This is a genomic window from Cytophagaceae bacterium ABcell3, from assembly GCA_030913385.1.
Classification (GTDB): Bacteria; Bacteroidota; Bacteroidia; order Cytophagales; family Cytophagaceae; genus ABcell3.
In genome coordinates this window covers 2,143,438-2,163,133 of the sequence record CP133159.1, presented here as the reverse complement: position 1 = coordinate 2,163,133, position 19,696 = coordinate 2,143,438, and the positions used below count along the sequence as shown (strand labels likewise).

The window sequence follows — 19,696 nt, the reverse complement described above, 5'->3', positions numbered from 1 at the left end:
AAGAACAACTCAATAATCAGCAGTCCGGTAGCTGCTAAGGGCGGGCGGGGGCTCTATGGCTGGTGTGGGCATATTGCGGCTTGTGGGGTGCCGGATTTTTAAAAATGCCGCCATAAAATACTGCCTTTGACAATGAATCGTCAGTTAAGGCATTTTTTTGGCAGGGAGGGATTGTGCGTTTAGCGCGTGGCAATATGCCTTTCAGCCATAGTGTCTTTTTTTGGTTACCTTTTTTGGACAAGCAAAAAAGGTAAGAAAAAATGGAGAATGAGCTTTAGGTAACATTAGCTCATTAAGTTTATTAATAAGGCGATCAATGTAATGATTTGATAATACACTAATCGTCAGGTCTGGTACATAACACCCTCTATTACAACTCACACTTAACATCATTGCGAGGAGGAAACGACGAAGCAATCTCATCGTCAAGTTTAGTATCATTCCCAACAACCAGTACAGCTTATCGCAATCAGATTGCCGCGGCATTGTTTCATAAGAAACTAAAGACTTAAAATTCAATCCAAAGAACTTTTTCAATCATTACCTCATGCCTCGCATGACGGTTAAATTCTGGCTTTCTGCTAATTATAATTTCAAGATATAACAAAATTTCCAAGCTATCCCTGCTCACTGTAGCCTGTAAAGGCAAATAACGAATCAATCGAACACAACCATCCTACCATACCCAAACAGACCCCGCAACAGGTGCGGGGAGGCAGCTATAGTGTTTATTTTTAGAGCTTAAAACTACCATACTATAGTTTTATTAATAGAGAAAAGCAGAGTCTCAAAAACTAACAACTAAAACAATCGGTAAGCGCTGCCCCTCCAAGTGGTTACAACCCTTGGAGGGGTGAAGTCTCCCCTCCCCCATTAACACCTTACATTTCTTAACAAATCCACACTTCTTCTGCTTAGTATACAAGGGCGACTATGCCAAAAACTGGTTCATTTATGAGAAGGGTTGGAATTAAACAAATAGCAAACAATGGATTACGACAAAGGCAAGAAAAGAAAGCGTCTTAAAAGGACAGAAAAGACTGTCAGGGTTGTGCTGGCGGTATTATTGTTCTTGCTCAGTGCCCCATTTTTTGCATACGGGATCTATAACATAATAGAACATTGGCCTGAAAACTGGCTGCTTGTCACCTCTTTATTTATAATAGGACTGGTTTTTCTTGTCCCTGCTATTGTATTACTAGTGTGGCCATTTAAAAATAAACTATAACAGCAATGACTAAATTATCAAAATATGGGTTGGTATATTCTATAATAAAAAAGTTATTCCCTGAGGTATCCAAAGCGGAAAAGAAGTTTCTAAAAACGTCGGGGATTTTTATGATTGTCATCAGTCTGCCTTTTTTGGGCGTAGGGCTTTATTATGCCACACAACATTGGGATGCACATTGGCTACTGGCAACCATACTATTAGTCATAGGAGCAGTAATGTTTATTCCAGGGCTGATATTGTTTATACTTTCTTTCACTTCATCTGATGATCAATAGGTACGCTGCGGAGTGGGCAACCCTAATAATTCCAATGAAATGATTGTATTTTTTATGGTTACATCTTTTTTATGTCACCCCTTCGGGGTTCATCGGTATTGAAATGTTTGTTCTATAATCATATCGCCCCTTTCGGGGCTTTGGCGTATCCCTGAAATCTGAAGGTTAGCAACCAAATGTTTTGTTTTATAGGATGATAAAAGGTCTCAAAGCGCAGATGGGGGTCGAAAGAAGATATGTTGCGGAGTGGGCAATCCTAAGAACCCCGACGAGGTGAAATGATTACAGTTATTTGGTTGAATTATTAAACCAAGCCCTGAAGGGGCGTTATAGGGTTCCATGATATGGTTAGGTACTTTTTATGCCACCCCTTCGGGACTCATTGGTAATGAATTAATTACCCTATAGTCATATCGCCCCTTTCGGGTCTTTGAGGTATCCTTGAAACCTGACGGTTAGCAACCAGAATATAATTTTGTAGCATGATTTAAGGCTCCAAAATTTAGATGGAAGACGAAAGAATATATGTTCCGGGAACGGGCAAACCTAAGAATCCCGACGGGATGAAATGATTATAGTTATTTGGTTGAATTATTAAACCAAGCCCTGAAGGGGCGTTATAGGGTTCCATGATATGGTTAGGTACTTTTTATGCCACCCCTTCGGGACTCATTGGTAATGAATTAATTACCCTATAGTCATATCGCCCCTTTCGGGTCTTTGAGGTATCCTTGAAACCTGACGGTTAGCAACCAGAATATAATTTTGTAGCATGATTTAAGGCTCCAAAATTTAGATGGAAGACGAAAGAATATATGTTCCGGGAACGGGCAAACCTAAGAATCCCGACGAGGTGAAATGATTACAGTTATTTGGTTGAATTATTAAACCAAGCCCTGAAGGGGCGTTATAGGGTTCCATGATATGGTTAGGTACTTTTTATGCCACCCCTTCGGGACTCATTGGTAATGAATTAATTACCCTATAGTCATATCGCCCCTTTCGGGTCTTTGAGGTATCCTTGAAACCTGACGGTTAGCAACCAGAATATAATTTTGTAGCATGATTTAAGGCTCCAAAATTTAGATGGAAGACGAAAGAATATATGTTCCGGGAACGGGCAAACCTAAGAATCCCGACGAGGTGAAATGATTATAGTTATTTGGTTGAATTATTAAACCAAGTCCTGAAGGGGCGTTATAAAAAGTTTTTTGTGGTATGGCTTACGTTCTTTTCATTATCAGATTACCAGGGCAATGCTTTAAAATTTATCCTAATTACACCTCGTTTAATGGCATAAAAAAATGCTCCAACGAGAACGAAGGAGCATTTTCAAAAAAAATTAAACTTAAATAAACCTGAAATATGCAATAGAATTTTCTATTACGTAATTCAAATTAAAAGTAGAAGAACAAGTTAATATTAGCATTGATCTGGTCTAATCCAGCACCTAAAAACCTAAAGTTTCTACCATCATTAGCAGTAGACTCCACGTCATAAGAAATAACATCGTTCGTGTTAGGATCGAAAGCCTCAATAGTGTTAACCTGAGTCCCGGCAGTTCTCATGCCCAAAGTATAACCTAATTCACCACCTAAAGAAATTTTAGGGGCAAAGAAGTATTCTATACCAGCAAAACCTCTAGCTCCGAAGAACCAGTTCATGCCAAGGTTTTCTTCTACAGTTCTAGGTCCTGGACTTTCAGGCGTCAAAGGGTTTCCAAAGTCTCTTGAAATAGACTGAGAAGCCATACCAACAAGAAGCTCACCTCCATAAACACCTTTTACTCTGCCTTGCCCTCTTCTGAATTCTAAACCACCGGCAAGAAGCGCATTAGAAAACCCTACAGTTTCAACATTTTCAACCATTTGAGGCTGTAATGGGTCAGGAAACTCTACCGTTTGATCAGCAACTAAGTCAACTTCTGACTCCCTATAGAAATCTAACTGTAATCTACCTCTAAAAGCAACATCATCAGAGAGCATGTATTTAAACATAATGGCAGCCGGGATATTTCCCAATGGCCTTGTTTCTAGCCCAGCAGGTGCGTCAATCACAGGAGCATTGGCACCGGCAAGACTAAAGAAGCCACCCACATAGTTAAGAAAAGGGTTAGCAGAGAAACCCAGTGAAAAATCACCAGCTTCAGGGAAGATATAGACACCTCTTTTAGATACCCATTGTCCCCTGTCCTCGCCTGGCTCCTCAAACTCTTGCGCACTAGAAATCAAAGGTGCGCAAAAAGTCAATAAAAATATTGATAGGAAAAATTTCAACTTCATTTTAAATGTATTTTGGTTCTTAAATCAAAGAAAGTAAAAGTAGTATTAAGCGTCATCTTCTTCATCTTCAGGATTGATAGCTGCTTTGCTATATGTAACTTCTACATACTCAGTAGACCCGCTAAATACACTGGCACCACTATCTCCGGAAGTTTTAGTATATCTATAGTTTCCAGCACGGTGCTCCTCAAACCTGAAAGAAATTGTATTACCAGAAGCTCTTGCAGGTACACTAAAGCTAAAGTTACCAGCAGCATCGATCCTACCTTCAATTAGTCTTTCTGCCGGGCGACCATCAAGGTCTCCATCTATTAATTGAGAGTTATCCACTACAGCAAATATTTTTGCACCATCAAGTTCTGAAATATTGGCGTCTTCATCATCAATTTTAGCTGTTCCATTAATGGTAGCAGTACCGATAGAGCTAGAAGGGCTTGTTTCCTCTTCTTTTTTACAAGAAGTTAATGCAAAAAACGCAGCGAAAATAACCGCAGCAAACTGACCGAAATGTAATCTTTTCATCGAGTTTTAAATTAAAGTTTAAACAAGTAACATTTTTATCTAAATGCAAATATAGTTTTTTTTTCTAAAGTACAATACAACAAACCTCATTCTATACCACACAAACCCTCCCTTCAAGAACAAAAACCTATTCCTATGGAATACACAAGGGTTATTAAAGAAAAAATAAAAGTATTCAAAACATTTTCCCTCAAATTATATTATAAAAAAAATCATAAAACATATAACAATTACAAGTGTCATGATATGATGATGTGATGATTTAAATGTAGAGCCGATTTTTTATCGGCACAGCTACATTACCCCACCACGTCTGCGAGGAGGAACGACGAAGCAATCTAGTCGTCAGGTTTGGTATGATACTGTCTGAACTGGGATTTGCAGGATGAAAGGATAGACAGGATTACAACTCCCCCCCACATAAATGCGAGGAGGAAACGACGAAGCAATCTAATCGTCAGGTTTGGTATTAATCCGCCACAATCAACCTATACATCTCACCGCTAACAGATTGCCGCGGCATTGTTTCATAAGAAACTAAAGGCTTTAAATTTCCAACCAAGAACTTTACCCACTACTACCTAATGCCTCGCAATGACGGTTAATTTTTGATTTTCTGCTAATTACAACCTTCATAATAACCTGTCATTCCGAGGCACGAGGGATATGTCAGACACTGGCACTAAGGCAATAAAAGAGCAAAAGGCGAACATAGATCAATTAACAAACACAAGTCCTTTAACCAAACAGATCCTTCCTGCGTCAGGATGACAAGAAGAAGTGTCAAGGGCAGAGGGTAATACGGCATTGGCTACAAATTGAGAAAAGCAGAGTCTCAAAAATTAACAACTAAAGACAGCGATAACTTCAAACTGGCAAGAGCCGAAAAGTAGACAAAAAGAACAACTCAATAATCAGCAGTCCGGTAGCTACTAAGGGCGGGCGGGGGTTACCCGTCAGCGTCCATAAGACCTGACGGCGTACTTCCCCAAGTAACTATGACGCTCTCGCAGGGTACAACAAATAGATTTTTCATTAATTCTCATATGATATGACAAAATTTATTATATTTAATCTTGTAAAAGTCTAACTACCGTTTATGATCCGTTTTTTGCTAAGTTTTTCGCTTTTTCTGATCCTTCAACCATCTTTTGGACAAATCAAAACCTTGTCAGCACCTACCCCAGAAGAAAAAAAGGGTGCCTTACATATTGTTGGCGCTTATAATGCATTGACCAATGTCATGCGTACAGACAATGAAGCGCTAAGGAAGAAAATATCGCAGGAGTTCTTGAAAAAATATATGGTTCACACCAATACGTTAGTTTACAACGACATTGACACTTCTGCCGCTCCTGATGACAATATAAGGTTCTTTTCGTATACCATGCAGCTAAAAGATGCTTGGCACCCAAAAGCTAAAGTAAACACCGATAAAGAGAACATTAAATTAAGTCCTGTCAAATATGATCAATTAAGAAATTACCACTTTTTGGAAATAACAACCACTAAGACCATTGAGTGGAAAGAGTTAAAAGACACGCTCCAAGAGGTTTGGGACGCACCTGAGTTCTTTACTGCCGACGGTGGAGACTCCGCAGATTTTGCTCCCCAAAGAATATTGATGCCTGCCAGGGAAAATGTCACCCATACAATCACCGTTCCGCTTGTTTTCTATATTCGCTTTGTCAAAACCGAACATGCTTCCAGCGAGTTTAAACTATTGGCGATTACCCATCCCGACGGGGAACCGTCTCTAGACCCACTACACCGCTTGCAAACCTGGTGGCTTGAAATGGACCCTGAATGGAAAAGTTACATTAGAAAAACTCAAGGACTCCCTGAATTTCCAGCTATCCATGAAATACAAAAAGTGACCGGAACATACGAACTAGATCTATCTGATGCCCAATTCAAGAACTTTAGTGGCTTGAGCCATTTCAACAATGTAAAGAAATTGACCTTGACAGGATCTTCTATTGCCACCTTAGAGGACATTAAGGGCATGAGTAGCCTAAAAGTGCTAGATATGAGCAAAACGAAAATCAATGATCTCTCTGGCATCGAGTCATTAACAAACCTTGAAGAACTTATCTGCAAAGGACAAAAACTTACCAGTCTAGCCCCTTTAAAGAGACTAACAAACCTTATCGAACTGGACGCTTCCGAAAATGAGCTTGAAGACATTGAAGCTTTAAGGGGTCTGAAAAACCTTCTCAAATTAAATATTTCCCTTAATTACTCTTTAAAAGATATAGAGCCAGTTTCCGGTTTGACCAATCTGGAAAAGCTCGATATGCGAAAACTTGAAATAAAAACTTTAGAACCAATAAGAAACCTTACCAATTTGGTTTATTTAGACTGTTTTAATTCAGGTATAGAAACACTTGAGCCAATCCGCAACCACCGTAAACTAATGTACCTTGACTGCGGCCATAATAAAATAACATCGCTAGAACCTATCAAAAACCATGTGTTTATTACTGATCTGATCATTTCAGGAACATCGATTACAGACCTTTCCGATATAAAAAACTTTGAATACCTCCGTTCATTCATTGCCAACAACTCACCTCTTGCCTCTTTAGGGCCGCTGCATAAGTTCGATACCTTACAGGAAATAAAGGTTTACTATACCAAAATCGACAAAAACGAAATTCAAAAATTCAAGAAAAACCACCCAAAGTGTAGGATTACGTATTATTAATAAATCTAATGATTTGAGGATGCGATTATACGACGTTAAAATGTAGAGCCGATTTTTTATCGGCCAAACTACATCACCCCACCGCGCCATTGCGAGGAGGAACGACGAAGGATCTAATCGTCAGGTTTGGTATGATATTGTCTGAACCGGGATTCGCAGGATGGAAGGATAGGCAGGATTTAAGGATAGATGTTATTACAACCTTCCCCCTTGTTGGTGTTTTCACCAACAAGTAAACCCCTTACACATCAAGATACAGGGTCTGACAAGTCAAAGTTATTTTTCACAAAATCGGGCAATATTTCTGGGCTTTCGACCAACTGGCCTTTCTGGCAACAAAGGACTGCTTTGGAGGTCTCGCCATCAATCAGGTAAAAATTATCGAACTCAGAATAGCTATTTTTTACGTTACAAAGGCCATTCTTGAACCTATGCTCTATCTCTTCAGCCGGTACGTAGTGTCCTCCGAGCTTTACACGTATGTTTACTCGCTCTTTGGATATCTCCACATCTTGCAAATAAACAAAATAAAGATCTATATCATACCCTGCATTTTTAAATCGTCTGGGCGTATCCATGCAGGTCTCAGTGAAAAAATTTGTTTCGTATGCAAAGGAGTCCTTTTTATTCAAGGCATTCTCTTTAGCTGCTTCAAAAGCCTTCTGAGCTTTGGCATGCGCAAACTGCTCCCTAAATTCGTGATCTTTATCAGCTTTATAAAAAGCCTGTTTCAACTCGTCAAAGTCAAAATGATCTAGTTCAGGAACTATATCAGGGGCGTTAAAGGATTTTCCCGCACCATTAGGGCCAGCGATGAGAATCAATTTAGGTTTCAATTCACTAATGTGCTTTATGTATTCAAACAAATACTTTCAATATTTGTTTGAGCCACAATCGCCGTTTTACCATTGGCCCATTCATAAATCATTTGACCCTGAGGATCTCTGGTAACGATGGGAAGGTTAAGTTTAGAGTGGTGTGCCAAGGCTTTTCGTTTGGACTGTTTTATCCTGTTTTGCAGCTCTTTCAGACTTGGACTTTTCATAACTATGCAGTTTAGATAACGAATATACAAAAAAATGCGCGATTTTATAAGAGAAACATAAGTTAAATGTAGGCAGTTCTTCTAGGCATACGAAAAAAGGTACTTATAAGCCCGTTTTTACCGGCAAACCAGGAATTGATGATTTAATGATGCGATGATATGAATGTAAAGCCGATTTTTTATCGGAAAGACTACATCACCCCACCACGTCATTGCGAGGAGAAACGACGAAGCAATCTAAACGTCAGGTTTAGTATTATACTGTCTGAACCGGGATTCGCAGGATGAAAGGATAGACAGGATTAAAGGAAAGACGTTATTACAATCTACCAGATAACAACATCCCCTATTACAACGCACCCCCAACGCCATTGCGAGGAGGAACGACGAAGCAATCTCATCGTCAGGTTTAGTATCATTACCCACAAAAATCAACCTATACAGCTTATCTCAAACAGATTGCCGCGGCATTGTTTCATAAGAAATTAAAGACTTAAAACTTCAAACCAGGAGCTTTAGCCTCTACTACCTAATGCCTCGCAATGACGGTTAGTTTTTTTTTAATTTTCTGCTAATTAAAACCTTAAAAATAACCTGTCATCCCGAGGAACGAGAAATGTAGTGCCGATTTTTTATCGGCACAGCTTGTTACCTCTAACGCTGTCAGGTACAAGGGACGCTGACAGCTAACCAACATATCATCCCACTCAACCGTCATTGCGAGGAGGAACGACGAAGCAATCTAGTCGCCAGGTTTGGTATTATACTGTCTGAACCGGGATTCGCAGGATGAAAGGATAGACAGGATTAAGGGATAGATGTTATTACAACCTATAAGATAATAACACCCCCACAATCACCAAATTACCCCCAACGTCATTGCGAGGAGGAACGGCGAAGCAATCTAATCGTCAGGTCGGGTATTATACTGTCTGAACCGGGATTCGCAGGATGAAAGGATAGACAGGATTTAAGGACAATAGATGTTATTACCACCTATCAAAAAACTAACAACTAAAGCCAGCGATAACTCCAAACTGGTAAGAGCCGAAAAGTAGACTAAAAGAATAACTTTATAATCAGCAACCCGGTAGCTACTAAGGGCGGGCAGGGACTCTATGGCTGGTGTGGGCATATTGCGGCTTGTGGGGTGCCGGATTTTTAAAAATGCCGCCATAAAATACTGCCTTTGACAATGAATCGTCAGTTAAGGCATTTTTCTGGCAGGGAGGGGCTGTGCGTTTAGTGCGTGGCAATATGCCTTTCAGCCATAGTGTCTTTTTTTGGTTACCTTTTTTGGACAAGCAAAAAAGGTAAGAAGAAATGGAGAATGAGCTTTAGGTAACATTAGCTCATTAGGTGTATTAATAAGGCGACCAATTTAATGATTTGATGATGCTCTAATCGTCAGGTCTGGTACATAACACCCTCAATTACAACTCACCCCAACGTCATTGCGAGGAGAAACGACGAAGCAATCTCATCGTCAGGTCTAGTATTATACTGTCTGAACCGGGATTCGCAGGATGAAAGGATAGACAGGATTTAAGGACAATAGATGTTATTACCACCTATCAAAAAACTAACAACTAAAGCCAGCGATAACTCCAAACTGGTAAGAGCCGAAAAGTAGACTAAAAGAATAACTTTATAATCAGCAACCCGGTAGCTACTAAGGGCGGGCAGGGACTCTATGGCTGGTGTGGGCATATTGCGGCTTGTGGGGTGCCGGATTTTTAAAAATGCCGCCATAAAATACTGCCTTTGACAATGAATCGTCAGTTAAGGCATTTTTCTGGCAGGGAGGGGCTGTGCGTTTAGTGCGTGGCAATATGCCTTTCAGCCATAGTGTCTTTTTTTGGTTACCTTTTTTGGACAAGCAAAAAAGGTAAGAAGAAATGGAGAATGAGCTTTAGGTAACATTAGCTCATTAGGTGTATTAATAAGGCGACCAATTTAATGATTTGATGATGCTCTAATCGTCAGGTCTGGTACATAACACCCTCAATTACAACTCACCCCAACGTCATTGCGAGGAGAAACGACGAAGCAATCTCATCGTCAGGTCTAATATTCATTACCCCACAAACAATCAACCTATACTGCTTATCTCAAACAGATTGCCGCGGCATTTTTTCATAAGAAAACTAATGGCTTATAACTTCAATCCATAGAACTTTACCCACCACTATCTTGCGCCTCGCAATGACGGTTAAATTCTGTTTTTCTGCTATTTACAACTTTCGGTTATAAGATAATGCGCAACTTATCCTTATCAACCTATAAACAAAAACAGGCTGAAGGATATCCCCCAGCCTGTCTTGCTAAATCAACTTATTATCAATTAATACCCGAAAATATCATCTAACTGAAGTTGTTGCACTTTACCAAACTTATCGAGTGCGTCAAAGTCAATATGATTTTTCGAACCTACTATCAATATTGCTTTAGGTTGCCCTTTCACATACTTTTCTTGGAAAGCTCCTATTTCCTCTAAAGACAAGTTGTCGATAGCTTTAAACATGTCCTTTCTAACATCATGCTCCAAACCTAGTTTTAACGCACTTTCATAATTGTACAGCTTGCTAGCCTTGGTAATTCTGGAAGAGGTGATACTTTCCCTTAAAGACTGTCTGGCATTCTTAAAGTGAGATTTTGAATGTGGCATATTGTCCAGCAGATCTTCAAGTCCAGTAATAGCTTCTTCTATTTTATCTGCTTGGGTTCCTATATAAGAAACGATATAATTAGGTTCGCCTTTACGGGAAGCATTTTCATATCTAGACCTTACAGAATAGGCCAACGCTTTTGACTCCCTCATTTCCTGGAACACCAGCGATCCCATGCTTCCACCGAAATACTCATTGAACAATGCACTTACAGGAACCAGCTCGATATCAAATGGTACACATTTTGACAGCATCAGCACTTCCGCTTGTACCATATCATAGTCTACCCAATAAACCACATTCTCATCTATAGGCTTATGAGCAAAACGCTCTACAGAAGGTGGTTCTTCAAGCTTGGACTTCAACTTAAAGTTTTTCGCCAAGGACTTAGTTAGTTTTTTAGGCTTCTTTGGCCCATAGTAAAGCACCTTATGGTCATACCCTTTCATCTTACTGATCCTTTCGGTAAGCTCTTCAGGCTTCAGCTCCATAAGTTCTTCCTGAGAAAGCACATTTTTAAAAGATGACTCTGTTCCATATTTAGCATAGCTAGGCATAGCACTTCTTAAAATAGCATCTTTAGAAAGCTTCTTGTCTCTTCTGGACTTCAATATGTCCGCAATTTTATTGTTCAAAACATCTTGGTCCGGCTTTGCATCAGAGACAATTTCATCAAGTAGCTTTAGCGCTTCCCCAAAATTTTCGTTAAGCCCACTTAGGACTATATGAAATTCATCGTCAGACACAGAGAAATTGTAAGAACAACCGAGTTTAAAGAACTCCTTCTTTATATCCTCCGCACTCTTTTCCGAGGTGCCCAAGTAATTCATAAAACCAGCCGCTACTGAAAGTGCAGGGTCTGCGTCTTTACCAGTATTCCACTTCATATGCAGGGTAAACAGATCGTTTTCCTCATTGTGCACATAGTTTACCGGTATCTTATTCTTTGTTTTTAACTTTTTGATATCCTTATCATAGTCAAGAAAAACAGGCTCAATGGCAACAGATGGTTTGGCCATAACCTCTCTGTAAAAGACAGATGAGGTGTCACGATTTACAGGCACAGGAGTTATTTTAGGCTTCGGCACTTTTTGTATGGTCGTGTCCCTACCGGTTTTCTTAAGCACGGAAACAAAGTTGTCTCCATAGCGTTCATTGGCAAATGCCATCAAGTCTTCTTTTTCAATAGATTCAAGCGTCTCTATTTCTTTCAAATACGCCTCCCATGAACGGTTAGAAATGAAAGCATCAACAAAAGCATCAGCCCTTGACTTGTTGCTTTCGAACTGCTTCATTCTTGTAATCTTATAGTCATTGATTACCGCTTCCATAAGCCATTCATCAAACTCTCCCCCTTTGATCATTTCAATTTGGGTTAGCAGATGTTCCTGCACTTCTTCCAGCGATTGTCCGTCTCTTGGTCTTCCGCCCAAAATATGAGCAGAGTAATCATTAAGTGTCAATTCGTAAGAATAACCACCTATTATTTTTTGCTGTTGGTTCAGGTTCAGGTCAATCAGTCCCGCCTGACCATTAGACAGTAACATAGAAATGAGTTTGACATAAGCTGGATCTGGAACATCATTACCATAATCATTGCTTACACCTCCAAAACGGAAAGCCAAAGCTATGTTTTCAGCATCTGGTCCATAAACCGTTTTCACTATCGGCTCCGTGATTTCCTCTTCAACTCCCGGTTCAAACTCTGGCACCTCTTTGGCTTGTAAATGCCCAAAACTCTTCTCTATGGTTTTAATAGTCTCAGTATAGTCAATATCACCACTAATACATATAGCTATATTGTTAGGCACATAGTAAGCATCGAAATACTTTTTAATTTCTGTAATAGAAGGGTTTTTCAAATGCTCTACCGTTCCAATCGTAGTTTGGGTACCATAAGTGTGGTTTTTAAACAAACCAGAAAGCATAGCTTCCCAGGTTTTCCTTCTATCATTGTCAAGACCTTTGTTTTTCTCCTCATACACAGCTTCCAATTCTGTATGGAAAAGCCTAGGGACAACTTCACTGAACCTTTCCCCCTCAATTTCAGCCCACTTCTCAATTTGGTTGGCCGGAATATTGTTTACATATACCGTTTGCTCAACAAAAGTATAGGCATTGGTTCCCGTAGCGCCGATGTTGCTCAACATTTTGTCATACTCATTGGCAATGGCATGAGATGCGGCCACCAGCGATATACTGTCTATCTGATGGTATATATCAGCACGAGCTTCTTCATCAGTAGTCCGGCGATAGGTTTCAAAAAGCTGCTCAATCTTATCGAGTTCAGGCTTTTCAGCGCCCCAGTTAATAGTACCAATCTTGGACGTACCTTTGAACAAAATGTGCTCTAAATAATGGGCAAGTCCAGTAGCGTCGGCCGGGTCATTTTTACTACCAGCCCTCACGGCAATATATGTCTGTATCCGGGGGCTTTCTTTATAATCTGACAAATAAACCTCCAGCCCATTGTCCAAGGTGTAAATACGAGCGTTCAGTGGGTCGTCCTCTACTGTTTCATAAGTATAACCATCTTCTGTATGGCTTGTAGTCTTAGCACTTTTTCCTTCTTGAGACCAAACCTGCGTGCTGGATACCCCAACCAGTAAAAGAATAAAAATAAATATGCGATGCTTCATGAAATGAAAACTATTGTGATTTAAAACAAATTTGATTGACTTCATCAGAGAAACCAAAAATTATTCCAAAAGATTTCTAAAAAGGTCAAATTTTACGATAGCAACAAATATGAAACAATGATCCTTAAATCTAAAATATGCATTAGAACTTTTTTACTAAGTAGCAAAACAACTTCAAATTAGCCGCTTGATCGCATAAATGCACTGATTTATTGTTATTTTGCCCCATGACAAATCTATCGCATAATTCAGGTTTAACTGTGAATGGAGGGAATCTGTTCCCGGTAATAAATGCTTAAACTACTTCAAAGTTCAACAATTGCCCTATAGCAGCCTTTAATAACCTCTGCCATTTTTTCGTAATCCAAGGTTTCAGGCGTGTCAGTTTTTTCGTGGTAATTTTTGTTGCGGTAGAACGATGTGTTCGTAATCATTATCGCAGGGTATCCAAAAATCCAATAATTCAGGTGGTCTGAAAAATCAATTCCCTGAACAAATTTTGGAGCATTAATAGATTTAACAGGAATGGCTGAAGCACTTATCATGCTAGTCTTTACTTTTTTCGTCAGACTCCTCTGCCCTACTTTGCCAACCACTGCAATAAAATTCCCCTTAGTCGGGTACAGTAATTTCATCAGGGAGAAAGGGAAGTCTTGGGAGTCCTCTTCCTCTGAAAAATACCCAATCATTTCAAGAGAAATCATTGCCTTTACAGGTATCTCATTATCCTTTAAATATTTTGCATGCACATAACTTCCCATATGTGGCGTTTTGAAGAAAGGTGGTTCTTCAAGAGAGTAAGCAACTAAATCTATTCTGTGTTCTGGACTTCTTACTTTCAGTATCCGTGCAAGTTCAAGCAATCCAGCCACCCCACTGGCGTTATCATCAGCACCAGGTTGTTCATGGCATACATCGTAATGTGCGCCCACGATAACACGTTCACCCTCTTCTGGTCCAAATGAGCAAATTATATTTCTGAAGTCATTGTTTTCTACCTGATAAACTTGTTCTTCAACCCGATCAGAAATATTCGAAAACTCTTGCTTAATATAATCTGCTGCCAAGTTTAATGATTGAATATTAAAAGAATTTCTAGGCTCAGGCGTATTGGTCAATAGATATACATCATTTTTTATCCGCTCAATATCGACAGGTACATCTAAAGACCTTTCAGGTAAAGAATATACCGGGCTAACAATGTAATTGACTATAAAAAAGTCTGCAAGCAGGAATACTGATATAATGTATACCAAAGCTTTACGCATTTTGATCCTCTGTTAACAACGCAAAAAAGTACCTTCTGTTAAAAATATTTATTACCGATCAATCCTCAAATACAACTTTAAAATTGTACATCCAGTCCCAACCTCACCCTCATTTCATCCAGCAAAGGGTATTTTTCAACCAGATACCGATATTTATCTTTATCGGTATACAGCATATTTTTCTCATTCTCAGGAGGAAGTTCAATATAATGTTCCAGCATAATACTGCTGTTGCACAGATTTTTACGTAGGAAATCTAGTAGCTCACTTCTAAAGCTGTTTAGAATATCCTGCTGAAGCACATTATCTAATCGGAGGATTATTTTTGTTTCTTCAAGTCGGAATTCCCTGTCCATCACCACTATTTCATTCTTCATTCCCTTTTTTCGGAAATCTTGGGTATACTGTTCCCAAAGGCGCTTAACATCCTCAAAAGAAAAAGCTTTACTCTCCTGTTGGTAAGGGTTTACAGGAAGTTCTTTCGGCTCTTCTTCAGCTTGAGCAGTAACTGGAGCGGGCACCCCCTTTTTTAAATCCTTTAAAGAGGGTATTTTTAAAGTACTTTTAAGGCCACTTGTAGCAGGCCTTTGCTTGACCGAAGGCGAAATGGCAGCCTTTCCATCATTTTCGCTTAGGTCGTCATTTTTTTTTTTACATCTCCATTGATCAAAGACTGAGAAGCCATTTGAAGCGCTGAATCGAGATAAGCCATCTTCATCAGTGCCAGTTCAACATGAAGGCGTTGATTTTTGCTCCCTTTATATTGCATATCACATGCAGAGGCAATGCTCAAACAAGACATAAGCCATGAAACTGGCAGGGAGGAGGCCTGCCCAGCATATTTCCTTTGTACTTCTTCCGAAACCTCGAGAAGCTTAACGGTGGCAGGATCTTTACAGACCATCAGGTTACGTAAATGCCCTGCAAGCCCAACAATAAAATTATGACCATCGAACCCTGCCCTAATAATTTCATCATAGGTCAAAAGGATATTGGCTGTATCGCCACTATGCATTAAGTCTACCATTTTGAAATAGTAGTCATAGTCCAGAATATGCAGGTTTTCTATGGTAGTTTGGTAGGTAACATTCCTATCAGAAGAAAAAGTAACAATAAGGTCAAAGATAGAAAGCGCATCTCTTAAGGCGCCATCAGCTTTTTGTGCTATCAGGTGCAATGCTTCCGGTTCGGCTTTGATACCTTCTTTTTCAGCAATTTTTTCGAGGTGTCCAGAAATATCTTTTACCTGAATCCTGTTAAAGTCAAAAATTTGACACCTTGACAGGATGGTAGGGATAATTTTATGCTTTTCTGTAGTAGCCAGAATAAAAATGGCATAAGAAGGCGGTTCTTCCAATGTTTTCAGGAATGCATTAAAAGCTGCATTTGACAGCATGTGCACCTCATCTATAATATATATTTTATATTTTCCTGAGTGAGGCGGGTAACGCACCTGGTCAACCAAGTTTCTGATATCGTCTACAGAGTTGTTTGAAGCTGCGTCAAGCTCATGGATATTAAACGAGGCGCTTTTGTTAAAGCTGGTACATGATTCACATTCATTACACGCTTCTACATCTTCCGTAATGTTTTGACAGTTGATGGTTTTAGCCAAAATCCTGGCATTGGTAGTCTTTCCTACCCCTCTTGGGCCACAAAAGAGGAAAGCCTGTGCCAAATGATTGTTTTTTATGGCATTTTTAAGCGTAGTAGTAATATGTGACTGTCCTACAACGGTATCAAAGGTTGCGGGTCTGTATTTACGTGCTGAAACAACAAAATTATCCATCAGTGCAGCTATAATTGATTCTGATCTGTCGCTAAAGTTAACGAAGATTTTTCAAACTACATTGCTAAAAACAGGAAAAATGATTTTCGAACATTCTTTGCATGCTAAAGAATGAACTTCAAGCATTGTTTTACAGTTATAATTGGAGTATAAGGAAATTAAATGTAAATTTGCAGTAACTTATACAAGTTCTTTCACATATGGGGCCGACTGGTTTTGACAGCATGAGTAGTCGTAAGTAAGCATGCCGGGTGTTGTAAGTATTACCTGATAACAAACTTTCAAACCAATAAATGGCGAAGAAAACTACGCCCTTGCTGCTTAATTAAAGTAATTTTGTAGCATGTGTTCCGCGAACCCTTTGCTTTGCCGGGTTTGCAACTCGGAACATCGACCGCAAAGCTGGCTGTGCTGCTTGGTATGACAGTACAGTGAGATTAAGTACCTAAGGTAGGAATACGGTTTGTTACCAGCCAGTTCCTTCCCGACAATTAATTGGTAACTAAGCATGTAGAAAGCTTAATGATTTCCTTGCCTGGACCAGGGTTCGACTCCCTGCGGCTCCACAATTAAACCTGAAATATGCGAGGCAAAATCTAATGCATAATCCAGGTTAAAAGACTTAAACTTACCTATTAGATCAAGCTTGCTAACATTAGCAGGCTTTTTTTGTTTATCCCCAAACGGACAGAGGGCGATAAAGCATTGTTTATCATTACTACAATTAGTAATAACCAGTCACCTCATATATATGTAGAGCCGATTTTTTATCGGCATGACTACATCCCCACCACGTCATCAGCAGGCGGAACGACAAAATAAATCTCATCGTCAGGTTGTTTAACACTTACGCTGTCAGGACCAAAGGACGCTGACAGGTAAACAATCTATATACCAACACTATAGCTCTCTCCGTCATTGCGAGGAGGACGACGAAGCAATCTCATCGTCAGGTTTAGTATTATACTGTCTGAACCGGGATTCGCAGGATGAAAGGATAGACAGGATTTAAGGATAGATGTTATTACAACCTATCAAAAAACCAACACCCAAAGCCAGCGGTAACCTCCAATCTGGTAAGACCCGAAAAGTAGACTAAAAGAATAACTCCATAATCAGCAGTCCGGTAGCTACTAAGGGCGGGCGGGGACTCTATGGCTGGTGTGGGCATATTGCGGCTTGTGGGGTGCCGGATTTTTAAAAATGCCGCCATAAAATACTGCCCTTGACAATGAATCGTCAGTTAAGGCATTTTTTTGGCAGGGAGGGTTGTGCGTTTAGTGCGTGGCAATATGCCTTTCAGCCATAGTGTCTTTTTTTGGTTACCTTTTTTGGACAAGCAAAAAAGGTAACCAAAAATGGAGAATGGGCTTTAGGTGACATTAGCTCATTAGGTTTATAATAAAGCGATCAATGTAATGATTTGATAATTCGAAGAAATACATCCTACCATACCCAAACAGACCCCGCAACAGGTGCGGGGAGACAGCTATAGTGTTTGTTTTTGAGTCTTAAACACCACCCCAAAAAATAACAACCAAAACCTGCGATAACCTCCAAACTGGTAAGAGCCGAAAAGTAGACAAAAAGAACAACTCAATAATCAGCAGTCCGGTAGCTACTAAGGGCGGGCGGGGACTCTATGGCTGGTGTGGGCATATTGCGGCTTGTGGGGTGCCGGATTTTTAAAAATGCCGCCATAAAATACTGCCCTTGACAATGAATCGTCAGTTAAGGCATTTTTCTGGCAGGGAGGGACTGTGCGTTTAGTGCGTGGCAATATGCCTTTCAGCCATAGTGTCTTTTTTTGGTTACCTTTTTTGGACAAGCAAAAAAGGTAAGAAAAAATGGACAATGAGCTTTAGGAGACATTAGCTCATTAGGTTTATTAATAAAGGATCAATTTAATGATTTGATGATGCTCTAATCGTCAGGTCTGGTATATAACCTCCACTACTACAACTCACTACACCAACGTCATTGCGAGGAGGAACGACGAAGCAATCTAATCGTAAGGTCTAATATCATTCCCCACAAACAATCAACCTACACCGCTTACCCCAAACAGATTGCCGCGGCATTTTTTCATAAGAAAACTAATGGCTTATAACTTCAATCCATAGAACTTTACCCACCACTATCTTGCGCCTCGCAATGACGGTTAAGTTTTGATTTTCTGCTAATTAAAACCTTAATGTTAGACGCTGGCACCTGCCTAATATTTAGCAATTCACATTCCTGCTTTACCCCAACAGCCCCCGCAACAGGTGCGGGGAGACAGCTATAGTGTTTACTTTTAGAGTTTAAAACACCATCCCTAAAATTAACAGCTAAAACAAGCGGTAACCTCCAAACTGGTAAGAGCCGAAAAGTAGACAAAAAGAACAACTCAATAATCAGCAGTCCGGTAGCTACTAAGGGCGGGCAGGGACTCTATGGCTGGTGTGGGCATATTGCGGCTTGTGGGGTGCCGGATTTTTAAAAATGCCGCCATAAAATACTGCCCTTGACAATGAATCGTCAGTTAAGGCATTTTTTTGGCAGGGAGGGACTGTGCGTTTAGTGCGTGGCAATATGCCTTTCAGCCATAGTGTCTTTTTTTGGTTACCTTTTTTGGACAAGCAAAAAAGGTAACCAAAAATGGAGAATGGGCTTTAGGTGACATTAGCTCATTAGGTTTATTAACAAGGTGATCACCTTAATGATTTGATAATGCTATAATCGTCAGGTCTGGTATTATACTGTCTGAACCGGGATTCGCAGGATGAAAGGATAGACAGGATTAAAGGAAAGATGTTTCTACAATCAACCAGATAATAACACCCACTATTACAACTCACCCCTCCACGTCATTGTGAGGAGGCACGACGAAGCAATCTCATCGTCAGGTTTGGTATTATTCCCCCACAAACATATCAACCAACACAAATTACCCCAAACAGATTGCCGCGGCATTTTTTCATAAGAAAACTAATGGCTTATAACTTCAATCCATAGAACTTTACCCACCACTATCTTGCGCCTCGCAATGACGGTTAAGTTTTGATTTTCTGCTAATTAAAACCTTAATGTTAGACGCTGGCACCTGCCTAATATTTAGCAATTCACATTCCTGCTTTACCCCAACAGCCCCCGCAACAGGTGCGGGGAGACAGCTATAGTGTTGATTTTAAAGCTTAAAAACACCATCCCCAAAAGCTACACCCAAAGCCAGCGGTAACCTCCAATCTGGTAAGACCCGAAAAGTAGACTAAAAGAATAACTCCATA

10 protein-coding genes and 1 other RNA gene are annotated in these 19,696 nt (G+C 39.9%); 3 read left to right on the top strand and 8 right to left on the bottom strand.

What is annotated here, in order from left to right; genetic code table 11:
* Positions 1-1,233: 1,233 nt before the first annotated feature.
* Complete coding sequence (locus RCC89_08785; GenBank protein WMJ73256.1) at positions 1,234-1,506, top strand: hypothetical protein; 273 nt, start codon at positions 1,234-1,236, stop codon at positions 1,504-1,506.
* Between the two features lie 1,397 nt (positions 1,507-2,903).
* Here RCC89_08785 and RCC89_08780 read toward each other — a convergent pair.
* Together RCC89_08780 and RCC89_08775 are read right to left on the bottom strand one after the other, a co-directional pair.
* Complete coding sequence (locus tag RCC89_08780; protein WMJ73255.1) at positions 2,904-3,788, bottom strand: hypothetical protein; 885 nt, start codon at positions 3,786-3,788, stop codon at positions 2,904-2,906.
* Positions 3,789-3,833: 45 nt separating this feature from the next.
* A complete protein-coding gene (locus RCC89_08775) occupies positions 3,834-4,310 on the bottom strand; it encodes a hypothetical protein (protein WMJ73254.1) in 477 nt (158 codons plus the stop codon).
* 1,099 nt (positions 4,311-5,409) lie between these two features.
* Here RCC89_08775 and RCC89_08770 point away from each other — a divergent pair.
* Positions 5,410-7,017, top strand: coding sequence for a leucine-rich repeat domain-containing protein (locus RCC89_08770; GenBank protein WMJ73253.1), 1,608 nt, complete (start codon positions 5,410-5,412; stop codon positions 7,015-7,017).
* A gap of 248 nt (positions 7,018-7,265) precedes the next feature.
* Here RCC89_08770 and RCC89_08765 read toward each other — a convergent pair whose 3' ends face one another.
* From RCC89_08765 to RCC89_08740, 6 genes are all read right to left on the bottom strand, one after another.
* On the bottom strand, positions 7,266-7,853 hold the full coding sequence (locus RCC89_08765; protein ID WMJ73252.1) for a zeta toxin family protein: 588 nt from the start codon (positions 7,851-7,853) through the stop codon (positions 7,266-7,268).
* A 14-nt stretch (positions 7,854-7,867) separates the two neighbouring features.
* Positions 7,868-8,062: a hypothetical protein gene (locus tag RCC89_08760; GenBank protein ID WMJ73251.1), complete on the bottom strand. Its 195-nt coding sequence runs from the start codon at positions 8,060-8,062 to the stop codon at positions 7,868-7,870.
* Positions 8,063-10,406: 2,344 nt separating this feature from the next.
* Entirely contained in the window at positions 10,407-13,370 is a 2,964-nt protein-coding gene (locus RCC89_08755; protein ID WMJ73250.1) for an insulinase family protein, read from the bottom strand.
* Positions 13,371-13,675: 305 nt separating this feature from the next.
* Complete coding sequence (locus RCC89_08750) at positions 13,676-14,638, bottom strand: M28 family peptidase (GenBank protein WMJ73249.1); 963 nt, start codon at positions 14,636-14,638, stop codon at positions 13,676-13,678.
* Positions 14,639-14,715: 77 nt separating this feature from the next.
* Positions 14,716-15,159, bottom strand: coding sequence for a hypothetical protein (locus RCC89_08745; GenBank protein ID WMJ73248.1), 444 nt, complete (start codon positions 15,157-15,159; stop codon positions 14,716-14,718).
* A 110-nt stretch (positions 15,160-15,269) separates the two neighbouring features.
* Positions 15,270-16,427, bottom strand: a complete 1,158-nt coding sequence (locus RCC89_08740; protein ID WMJ73247.1) for a DNA polymerase III subunit gamma/tau — start codon at positions 16,425-16,427, stop codon at positions 15,270-15,272.
* A 202-nt stretch (positions 16,428-16,629) separates the two neighbouring features.
* Here RCC89_08740 and ssrA point away from each other — a divergent pair.
* Positions 16,630-16,996, top strand: a transfer-messenger RNA (tmRNA) gene (ssrA, locus tag RCC89_08735).
* Positions 16,997-19,696 lie beyond the last annotated feature (2,700 nt).

What these genes read in the sequence shown, in the direction of transcription:
- RCC89_08785 (WMJ73256.1), top strand. Translation starts at nt 1,234, where the DNA reads ATGACTAAATTATCAAAATATGGGTTGGTATATTCTATAATAAAAAAG.
- RCC89_08780 (WMJ73255.1), bottom strand. Translation starts at nt 3,788, where the DNA reads ATGAAGTTGAAATTTTTCCTATCAATATTTTTATTGACTTTTTGCGCA.
- RCC89_08775 (WMJ73254.1), bottom strand. Translation starts at nt 4,310, where the DNA reads ATGAAAAGATTACATTTCGGTCAGTTTGCTGCGGTTATTTTCGCTGCG.
- RCC89_08770 (WMJ73253.1), top strand. Translation starts at nt 5,410, where the DNA reads ATGATCCGTTTTTTGCTAAGTTTTTCGCTTTTTCTGATCCTTCAACCA.
- RCC89_08760 (WMJ73251.1), bottom strand. Translation starts at nt 8,062, where the DNA reads ATGAAAAGTCCAAGTCTGAAAGAGCTGCAAAACAGGATAAAACAGTCC.
- RCC89_08755 (WMJ73250.1), bottom strand. Translation starts at nt 13,370, where the DNA reads ATGAAGCATCGCATATTTATTTTTATTCTTTTACTGGTTGGGGTATCC.
- RCC89_08750 (WMJ73249.1), bottom strand. Translation starts at nt 14,638, where the DNA reads ATGCGTAAAGCTTTGGTATACATTATATCAGTATTCCTGCTTGCAGAC.
- RCC89_08740 (WMJ73247.1), bottom strand. Translation starts at nt 16,427, where the DNA reads ATGGATAATTTTGTTGTTTCAGCACGTAAATACAGACCCGCAACCTTT.